The organism is Mycobacterium sp. (assembly GCF_036488105.1).
In the GTDB taxonomy this organism is placed as follows: Bacteria; Actinomycetota; Actinomycetes; order Mycobacteriales; family Mycobacteriaceae; genus Mycobacterium.
In genome coordinates, this window is record NZ_DASXHW010000101.1 from 1 (window position 1) to 9,139 (window position 9,139).

The following is a 9,139-nucleotide window of genomic DNA, read 5'->3' on the forward strand; positions in this document are numbered from 1 at the left end:
TTCGTGGCCGGCAGCAAGGTTGCCGAGGATGTTCTGGCCCGCCTGCTGCAGGCCGCCCACGCCGCACCCAACGTCGGCCTGATGCAGCCATGGCGATTCATCCGGATCACCGACGACGAGCTGCGACGCCGCATTCACGCCCTGGTCGACGAGGAGCGTTTACAGACCGCGGATGCCCTGGGCCCACGGGCGCAGGAATTTCTGGCGCTGAAGGTCGAAGGCATCCTCGATTGCGCTGAACTGCTTGTGGTCGCACTGTCCGATGGCAGGGACAGCCACGTGTTCGGCCGGCGCACCATGCCTCAGATGGATCTGGCATCGGTCTCCTGCGCAATCCAAAATCTCTGGCTGGCGGCACGATCCGAAGGCCTCGGGATGGGCTGGGTTTCGCTGTTCGATCCGCCGAAGCTGGCGTCGCTGCTGTCGATGCCCGGCGATGCCGAGCCGGTGGCGATCCTCTGTCTCGGTCCGGTGCCCGACTTTCCCGACCGGCCCTCACTGGAGTTGGACGGCTGGGCGCTAGGGCGTCCGCTCGCCGAATTCGTCTCGGAGAACGCCTGGGGACAAGCACCGCACGCGGCGACCTGAGCGTCGGCGGCCGCCGGGCCTGAACTGCAGTTCCGCGGCTCTCGATCCAATGGCGGTTACGATGCCGGGGTGCAGCCACCTCCGCCAGGCCTCCCCCCGCAGTGGGGACCCCCACCAGAAGATCCCGGGGAGCACGCTGGGCCTGGCTTCGGCGGCCAGACGGGCCCCGAGAGCTACGGTCAGCAACCGCCTCCGCCTGGGTACGGCACGCCACCTGGATCCGGATTTCCACCGCCGGCCGAGTACGGCCACCAGCCCGGCTACAGCCAGCAGTGGGGTGGTCACGGCGGGCCCGCTCCCGCCCCGACGTCGCAGCAGACCATCAACTGGGTCAGCCTCGCCGCCATCGGGTTGATGGGGTTGCTCGGCGCCATCCTCACGCTGACCCTGTGGATCAACCTGAACAGCGCTGTCAGCCGCGCAGCCGATGTGTGCAATCGGTTCGGCGGTGAGTACTCGAGCATGTGCCGCCAACAGATCAAGAACATGGTTCCGTCTGTTCCGGTGGCCCTCGTCGTTTGTCTGTTTCTGATCATCGCGGCGTGCCTCGCGGTGACGGCCGGCGCCGTGATGCTCTTCGTCAAGAGGCCGATGGGCCAGTTCCTGATCCTGGGCGGCGGAGTCGTCATGCTGATCTTGTCGATTGGTTGCGAGGCTCGTTACGGCGCTACCAGTCGGATCACCTATGACTTGATCGCTGGCCTGGTGATCGCGGTGATCGGCGGCCTCATGTTCGTACCGGCATTCCGGGTAGTCCTGGGGTTGCCGCCGAGATTGACCGATGTCCATCGGCCCGGCGGGTTACCGGGCGGCGGGCAATGGCCGCCCGGTCCACCGCCGCCACCGCAGTACGGTCCGCCGGGGCCGCCGCAACAGTGGTGAGTTGCTGGCGCCTGACCTGACCGGACGCGCCCCGGCATGCACGCCGACCGTCGCAGCCGATAACGTCGACGGGGTCCCCCAAGCCCAGGAGGTGGTGGCGATCGGCGGCGCAGACGCAAACCAAGACGCGACACACTCGCGGCGCGACAATGTGCTTTTCGTGCACTGGCACGATCTGGGCCGCTATCTCGGGGTGTACGGTCACGCCGACGTGTCGAGCCCGCGGCTGGACCAGTTGGCCGCCGAGGGAATCTTGTTCACCAGAGCACACGCCACCGCACCGCTGTGCTCTCCGTCGCGGGGATCACTGTTCACCGGCCGCTACCCGCAAAGCAACGGTTTGGTCGGGCTCGCCCACCACGGTTGGGAGTACCGCCCGGGCGTCCGCACGCTGCCTCAGATCCTCTCCGAATCTGGCTGGTATACCGCTCTTTTCGGCATGCAACACGAGACGTCACACCCGTCGCGGCTGGGCTTCGACGAATTCGACGTGTCCAACTCCTACTGCGAGTACGTCGTCGAACAGGCGCAGAAGTGGCTGCGTGACCATGACACCAGCCAACCGTTCCTGCTGACCGCCGGCTTCTTCGAAACACACCGTCCCTACCCACGCGATCGCTACGACCCCGCCGACCCCGCCGCTGTCGATACGCCTGATTATCTGCCCAATACTGTTGAGGTGCGCCAAGATCTGGCCGAGTTCTACGGATCGATCACGGCTGCCGACTCCGCGGTGGGCCGAATACTGGATACGCTCGCCGACACCGGCCTGGACGCCAGCACGTGGGTGGTGTTCCTCACCGATCACGGCGCCGCTTTCCCGCGCGCGAAATCCACGCTGTACGAGGCGGGAACCGGAATCGCGATGATTGCGCGCCCACCCACCCGAATGGGGCTGGCGCCCAAGGTTTACGACGACCTGTTCAGCGGGGTGGATCTGCTGCCGACACTGCTGGAACTGCTCGGAGCGGCGAAGGAGGCTGACATCGAAGGCATCTCACATGCGCGGGCATTGATTGCACCAGACCGCGCAGAGCCGGTGCGCGACCACGTCTACACCACCAAGACCTACCACGACTCGTTCGATCCGATCCGCGCGATCCGGACAAAAGACTTCAGCTATATCGAAAACTACGCCCGCCGACCATTATTGGATCTGCCGTGGGATATCGAGGAGAGCCCATCCGGCCACGCCGTCGCACCGCTGGTGACCACACCGCGACCGGAACGCGAACTCTACGATCTGCGCGTCGACCCCACTGAGACCAACAACCTACTAGCCGGTGACGGCGACGATGCCGATCAGATCGCCGCTGACCTTGCTGTCCGCCTTCATGATTGGCGGCAGAAGACCGGTGACGTCATACCGTCGGATTTTGCCGGCACCCGCATCGCGGCCCGCTACACCGAGACGTATTTGCAGATCCACGACAAAGTTCTGACCAGTCGCAAGCCGAGAGCCGTCGACCGCGGTATCGACGTCGAAATCCATCACACCGAGCAGTAACCCTCAGCCGGCGTGGTTCAGTCGCCTACCTGAGCGACGAAGAACACCCGCCGGAACGGGAAGAACGTGGTCCCGTCCGGTCGGGCTGGATAGACTTCGGCGAGCACCGGAATGAGCTCCTCGCGAAACCGTTGGTATTCCTGCTCATTGAGCCGTTCGTTAACCGGCAGTAGTGCGGTGCCGCTGATCCAGTCCAGCACCGGCTGCTCGCCGGTGAGCTGATGGATGTAGGTGGTTTCCCAGGCATCCACGGTGCACCCGGCATCGATCAGCAGCTCGGCATAATGCGCCGGCGTGTCAACCACGGCCCCGGCCCCAAACGGGATGTCGCGCAGCAGTTTCTTATACGGTTCCCGCCGAGCTACCGCCCGCACCGCAGCGTGCGACGGACCATCGAAGTTGCCTGGCATCTGAACGGCAATCCACGACCCGGCGCCCAGTTGACCCGCCCACCGAACAAACAGCTCGCCGTGTTCGGGCACCCAATGCATCGCGGCGTTGCTGACCACGACGTCGGTATCAGGTTGTGGAGCCCAGTGTCTCAGGTCACCGAGGTAAGCGTCCACGCCGCGGTCCCGGGCCGCGGCGACCATCTCCGGCGAGCTGTCCAACGCCTCGATGGCCGACTCCGGCCACCGTCTAGCCAGCTGATCGATGAGGTTCCCCGCACCGCAACCCAGGTCGACCACCCGACGCGGGCTCGGCGCCCCCACCCGGGACAGCAGATCGGCGAACGGACGGCCGCGATGATCGGCAAATGTCAGGTAGACATCTGGATCCCACATATTGACCCTCCAGTTCAACGGACTCCGCGATGACTGATATAGACGGTATTACCCGCTGCTTGCCCGACGAGTCGAGGATGGACCGAAACCGACGACGGGGTCGCGGCCCTCTTCCCTCCGACTGCCCGGCCCTAGGGCGGGTCTGAGTTGCGGAGCATCATCAGCGTCGCGCTGTGGGATGTTCGAGATCGACGCTGGCGCGAAGAAGTGCGAGTGAGCTGCACGCTAGCGTCGATCTCGCTGGCCGAAGCCCCAATTGGGACTCAGGGCCCTAGTTCACCACTGGGTGCGGCACGACTGGCTGTGACTGTGCGGTGCTGGCCCACTGCAACCGCTCGAGTAGCAGCGATTCGGGCAGTGCGACATGGCCGTCGAGACGCTGGGTCGACAGCGGGTCCAACGCCGTCAACGCCGTACGCTGGATACCGGACTTCGAAATCAGTCCGGGCAGTGGCCCGCTCGCACTGGGTCTGGCGTCGGTCCGGAGTGCGCACGCGACCGCCAGCGTCTGATTGGCACCGGCACCGGCAACCTCCGCCGCGGTCCAGACTTCGCGGACCGGGTACGACCAGATGGCCGCCAGCGTATTCGGCAGCGCGGTGTCGACCTTGACCCCATACGCGGCCACGTAATCGGTGCTTCCCTGAGAAATCCCGGACCACGTCTCGCGGCCGGACTTCGGCGAGGGCGCCGGAACGTCTTCGGGGGCGGCGAGGGAAGCCGTCCACCCGCTCTCGCGGAGATGGTCAGCGAGCCGGCGCGCAGCGACCTCGGCGGTCTCGTGCAACGGAATACGGGCCGAACGAGCTTGTAGCGCAGCGAGATTGTCGGCGGCAGACAAAGTCACGCCGATCCAGGTTTCCCGCTCCCTCGTGCCGACCTCGGATGTACTGTCGCGGCTGGTAACCCGGATGGCCTCGGCACGCAGACCGTAACGCTCGGCGTAACCGGCGATCAGTGACAGCGGCAGCGCGTCGACGTCGGCCAACGGCGGCGTCACGCGCAGCAACGCGGTCGTCCGCACGTCGGTGACGGACTCGTCGGCCCGTCGTTCACCCCGGTTGGGCCGCACGATCGCAAGCCGGCGGCGCAAGATCGTGGTGACCGGCAGCCCATGCCACCTCGCCAGCAGCGCGATCACCGTGACGATCGCGACGCCGAGCACCCAGCGCTCGCGCACCGTGTGCCACGGGAAAGCGACGGCGCCGGCCGCAATGGCGAACAGCACCAACGTAATCCGTCCGGTGGGCGGGGAGAATGCTCGGTGCGCGCTCACAGTGTGGCTTCCTTTCGTCGGCGTGCGGCGATCGCGGCAGCGGCCACGACGGCCAGTAGAAGTGCAGCCGTGCCGCCGAACGCGACGATCCTGGGCCACGGGCTCTTTGGTGCTGGTTCGGGCGGCGCCGCAACATGTTTCACCGGCGACTTGTCGTCGTGGGTGGCGGCGGGAAGCTGCCAGGTCAGCGCCGCGACGGGGTCCACGGCGCCGGCGCCGACCACATTGGATGGCGCCCGGGCCCCGTTGTGTGCGGTCGCGGTGATGCGGCGGATCACGTCCGTGGCGTTCAATTCCGGGTACTTGCTGCGCACCAGCGCAGCGACACCGGATACGTATCCGGCCGCATAGCTGGTGCCGATCAGCGGCGACAACCGCTGATGCTGGTCGGGCAGACCATTGGCAAGCCCGCCGTCGTCGCGGTTACTCACCGACACGATGCCCTCGCCGGGTGCGGCGACGCCTACCCATGGGCCGGCCATCGTGAACTTCGACGGCTGATCGGCCGGGGTCAGCGAACCCACCGACAGCACGTACGGCTGCCACCAGGAGGGGACCGAGACCGAGGTGACGCCGGCCCAGTTGCGGGGATCGTCCGGACGTCCTAAGTCGGTGAGCGGGTTGGATTCACACGCCGCGCCACTGGCCGAACCCGCGGCACCGCTGTTACCGGCGGCTGCGACGATCACCGCGTCCTTGTCGACGGCCGCATACCGGATGGCCGCTCCGAGTGCGCCTTGGTCGACGTTGCGGTCGGCGGGCAGGCAGGTGATCCCCGCGACCGTGATCACCCGAGCGCCGAGGTCGGCGGCATGCACGATCGCCCGGCCCAACGCCGTCACGTCGACGATCGCGCGCGCGGTGGCGGGGTCACCACCGGCACCACGGGCCGAGAACTTTCCCGATGTCACACGCAACGACACCAATCGCGCCCCCGGTGCGATGCCGGCGAAGCCGTCATTGCTGGGCTGGCCGGCGATCAGGCCGGCAACCGCGGTACCGCGTCCGTCACAGTCGGTGAGGCCATCGGTCGATTCGACATAGTCGCCGCCGGGCTGCACGCCGGTTAGCCGCGGCCCTGGCCGCACGCCGGTGTCCAGAACCGCCACCAGTTGCCCATCACCGCGGGAAAACCGCCACGCCGCAGCGGGATCCAGCATCTGCTGGCTTGGTGAGGCATCTTTGAAGTCACTACCCGGGATGACGCCGGTACCGGTGCACTCGCCGTTCTTCTCCATCGGCTGTACCGGTCCGGGTGCACCGTTAGGTGGCGCCGCGCCCGCGTCGACCTGTGGGCGATCGATCGCCAACGCAGGCGGGCAGACCCACAGCGCGGCAACCACAACCGCTGCGAGACAACCGAGTCGCCGAGTGCGAGCAGAGCTCATCGATTGAGCACCCAAGTGAACAGTCCCACCAGGTACGCAATCACCGGAATCAGCGAGGCGTCGATGCCCGACGCGACGAAGCCCACCAGCCGGCGCAGGGGCAGCGAGTAGGTATCCGGAGAGGCGATGGTCGGGCTGAGCGCGACGACGACCCACGCCGACACCAGCGCTGCAAGGATAATCGCGATCACCGACGCGGTCAGGTACCGGGCTGTGGCCGTGTAGAGCACGACCAACGACACAGTCACCAGGAATGGCTGGGCCAGCAACCACGCTTTGCATGCGGCCGAGTCCCATACCCTCGCCCGCAGCGTTGCCGCGGCCGCTGTCGCGGCCACCACATACCAACCCCATGCGGACAACGTTTCCGGACGCCACGCGATCGTCACCGACCCGATCACACTGAGCAGTACGGCGCCGGCGATGAATCCGGTCTGGTGCGCGTCGCTGATCCGCACCCTTCGCGGCAGGTCCTCGAGCACCCGCGACGACGGCGCCGACGGGGTGGGGTCCCCGGGGGCCGGAATGACCGGCAGCGGGAATCGTGCCCACAGCGCGGACAATTGCGGGGCTTCGATAGTGACCAGTAGCGCCACCACCAGCAGACCGGCGCCCAGCGTCACCAACGGTAGCTGCCACAGCGTGCTCGCACCGGCAGCCAGCAGCACGCCTCCACCCAGCACCGCAGTTGCAGTGAAAAGGCTTATGGCGCCGCTACTTTCGCGGCGCAGCAAGATCAAACTGATCAGCGACCAGGCGGTTACGCCGGCGGCGGCCAGCGTCACCTGCGCCGTGCCGAAGCTACCCGGCACCGCCAGGGCCAAGGCTGCGGCGATCGGCACCAACGCTGCGGCCGAGATCGCCGCACCGGCGCGCGGTGACCGCGTCGCCAGCCCCGCCACCACGGCCAGCAGCGCGATCGCGCCGACCACCAACGACCCGACGACCGAGCCGGTGGCGAACCGGTAGACAACGCCCAGACCCGTTGCAGCCCAGGTCAATCCCACGAGGCCGGCGACCGCGCCGCGTTGGATGTGCGCGGTGCCCCACGGCTTCAACCGAGATGTCGAGAAGATCACCGCCGCGTCGGCGATGTCTTCCACGATGCCCGGTGCGGCCGGCCCGACGGGGATGGGCTGCAGGGCCAACAGGTCACCATCGACGACACCTACGGTACCCAGGCTCGCGTCCAGGCTGAACGGCGCACCGCCGATCGGGGCCAGGCTCAGGCGAGTGGGAGTGGTGGGTTCGGCTGAGGCGTCGCCGTCGGCTGTCGCATTGTCTGCGACGACGGGCACCACCAAACGCTCGACGGCCGGCAGGATTTCGCGCAGCGGCAAGTCCGCGGGCAGTGCTATTTCGGTCAGCCGGCGGTCCGCGAGGATCGCTACCCGCACAATGGGCATCACAGCGCTCGACATCACCGACTCCTCAGGCTTCTGCGGGACATTGCTTCTCTTTCTCTTCGTGAATAGGGGGTCGTTGTGGGGATGGATCAGACGGATTGTGGGTCGGCCTGCATGCTGAAATCTCTGGAGAGCCTGTTGCCCTCGAACCAGTCGCCGTCGGGTAACTGGCCGGTGAGCTGTTCGACCGCGACGGCGATGGAAAACGGCGTTCCGGGGCTGAAGGTGGAAATCCATTCGCCGTCGAAGGCGCGCGACGGGCTGACGAGTACCCGGCCGGCGGTGGTGTCGACGATGCTCATTCCGACCTCGGTGCTGGCGTGCTGTCCATCGCGGTGGCAGCCGGCGACGATCTCGACGTAGCTGCGCGGTCCGGTGAACACCGACTCCACGACGGGCCGTGCCGACTTTGGAATACCTAGGTAGTCAAGGACTTCGGTGAGTGCCGCGCCGTTGCGCAGCCGCTCGTCGGCCCGAGCACCGACCTGAGCGGGCAGACTGAATTCGTCGAACCGTGCGGGTGGGCGCTGCGCCAGACCGACACCGAGTATCGGCACCAACGCGCGCGCGTCGTGAATTTCCATCACCGTAAACGTCACCAGCTGCGCATTGCGTAGCGCCACAATGGTTTTGCCGCCCCGGTGCGCGATGATCCCCCGTAGGAGATCGTCGCCCCCGGCGGCGGCAGCGGAACCCACGTAACGCAGGTCCAGCCACCGCTCCGGGAAGCACACCACCCGGATCCAGTCGGCCACCGCCGCATTGACAACGCCATCGGCCGACACCATTCCCATGCGGGTGAGTTCGGCGTTCTGGGTTGCGAGGAACGCACCCCGTTCGGCGGCGTCAGCGTAAGGCGAGGTGATCGCCAAAACCCATGGGAACGTTCCCGCCCCCACGGTTTCGGCGATGAACCACGCCTGGTCGACGGTGAGCTCGACGGCGTTCGGCTTGGTGGTCATCTACGTTGCGGACCCACCCGCCAGGGTGGGCGACCGCCCCACAAGCAATGCCGTCGATGGGGTTAGCCGCCCCACTTGGCGCCTTCGGCTGAGTCCCGGGCCAGCATCGAGGTGGTGTTGTTCTCATGAGTGCCCGCCATCGCGCGGTAAGACAACACCAACTGCTCCATCGCCTGGTTCCACTGCGCCTGCCACGCCTGATAGCTCATCCCGGTGTCACCCTGCCAACCGGCCTGCAACGCGGCCTGCTCGCTGGAGATATCGGCGCCCAAGCTCTGCAGCGTGCCGGCATAGCCGGCCATGTCGGCCGCGTGTGCCAGCATCGCCGGGTAGTTGTACATGATC

Annotated in this window: 9 protein-coding genes; 3 read left to right on the forward strand and 6 right to left on the reverse strand. The window is 66.8% G+C overall.

Going from position 1 to position 9,139, the window contains the following annotated elements:
• The 3 genes from bluB to VGH54_RS05355 all read left to right on the forward strand — a co-directional run.
• Window positions 1-588, forward strand: a 588-nt coding sequence (gene bluB, locus VGH54_RS05345) for a 5,6-dimethylbenzimidazole synthase (RefSeq protein ID WP_331510897.1), incomplete at its 5' end; no start/stop codon positions are given.
• A 69-nt stretch (window positions 589-657) separates the two neighbouring features.
• Window positions 658-1,470 carry a hypothetical protein gene (locus tag VGH54_RS05350; RefSeq protein WP_331510898.1) on the forward strand — a complete coding sequence of 271 codons (813 nt, stop codon included), beginning with the start codon at window positions 658-660 and terminating at the stop codon, window positions 1,468-1,470.
• Window positions 1,370-2,977, forward strand: a complete 1,608-nt coding sequence (locus tag VGH54_RS05355; protein WP_331510899.1) for a sulfatase — start codon at window positions 1,370-1,372, stop codon at window positions 2,975-2,977. The genes VGH54_RS05350 and VGH54_RS05355 overlap by 101 nt, the downstream gene beginning before the upstream one ends.
• 17 nt (window positions 2,978-2,994) lie before the next feature.
• On the opposite strand, the gene VGH54_RS05360 is transcribed toward VGH54_RS05355, so the two are convergent.
• The 6 genes from VGH54_RS05360 to VGH54_RS05385 form a co-directional block, all read right to left on the reverse strand.
• Entirely contained in the window at window positions 2,995-3,762 is a 768-nt protein-coding gene (locus VGH54_RS05360) for a trans-aconitate 2-methyltransferase (protein ID WP_331510900.1), read from the reverse strand.
• 271 nt (window positions 3,763-4,033) lie between these two features.
• Window positions 4,034-5,038 carry a type VII secretion protein EccE gene (gene eccE / locus VGH54_RS05365; RefSeq protein WP_331510901.1) on the reverse strand — a complete coding sequence of 335 codons (1,005 nt, stop codon included), beginning with the start codon at window positions 5,036-5,038 and terminating at the stop codon, window positions 4,034-4,036.
• Complete coding sequence (mycP, locus tag VGH54_RS05370) at window positions 5,035-6,426, reverse strand: type VII secretion-associated serine protease mycosin (RefSeq protein WP_331510902.1); 1,392 nt, start codon at window positions 6,424-6,426, stop codon at window positions 5,035-5,037. Before mycP ends, eccE begins: the two co-directional genes overlap by 4 nt.
• A complete protein-coding gene (gene eccD / locus VGH54_RS05375; RefSeq protein WP_331510903.1) occupies window positions 6,423-7,847 on the reverse strand; it encodes a type VII secretion integral membrane protein EccD in 1,425 nt (474 codons plus the stop codon). Before eccD ends, mycP begins: the two co-directional genes overlap by 4 nt.
• A 74-nt stretch (window positions 7,848-7,921) precedes the next feature.
• A complete protein-coding gene (locus VGH54_RS05380; protein WP_331510904.1) occupies window positions 7,922-8,794 on the reverse strand; it encodes an ESX secretion-associated protein EspG in 873 nt (290 codons plus the stop codon).
• A 62-nt stretch (window positions 8,795-8,856) separates the two neighbouring features.
• Window positions 8,857-9,138, reverse strand: coding sequence for a WXG100 family type VII secretion target (locus VGH54_RS05385; protein WP_331510905.1), 282 nt, complete (start codon window positions 9,136-9,138; stop codon window positions 8,857-8,859).
• Window position 9,139: the final 1 nt, after the last annotated feature.

Bases quoted from the DNA above. Each gene is read 5' to 3' on its own strand.
- VGH54_RS05355 (WP_331510899.1), top strand. From the start codon at position 1,370: ATGTCCATCGGCCCGGCGGGTTACCGGGCGGCGGGCAATGGCCGCCCG.
- VGH54_RS05360 (WP_331510900.1), bottom strand. From the start codon at position 3,762: ATGTGGGATCCAGATGTCTACCTGACATTTGCCGATCATCGCGGCCGT.
- mycP (WP_331510902.1), bottom strand. From the start codon at position 6,426: ATGAGCTCTGCTCGCACTCGGCGACTCGGTTGTCTCGCAGCGGTTGTG.
- eccD (WP_331510903.1), bottom strand. From the start codon at position 7,847: ATGTCGAGCGCTGTGATGCCCATTGTGCGGGTAGCGATCCTCGCGGAC.
- VGH54_RS05380 (WP_331510904.1), bottom strand. From the start codon at position 8,794: ATGACCACCAAGCCGAACGCCGTCGAGCTCACCGTCGACCAGGCGTGG.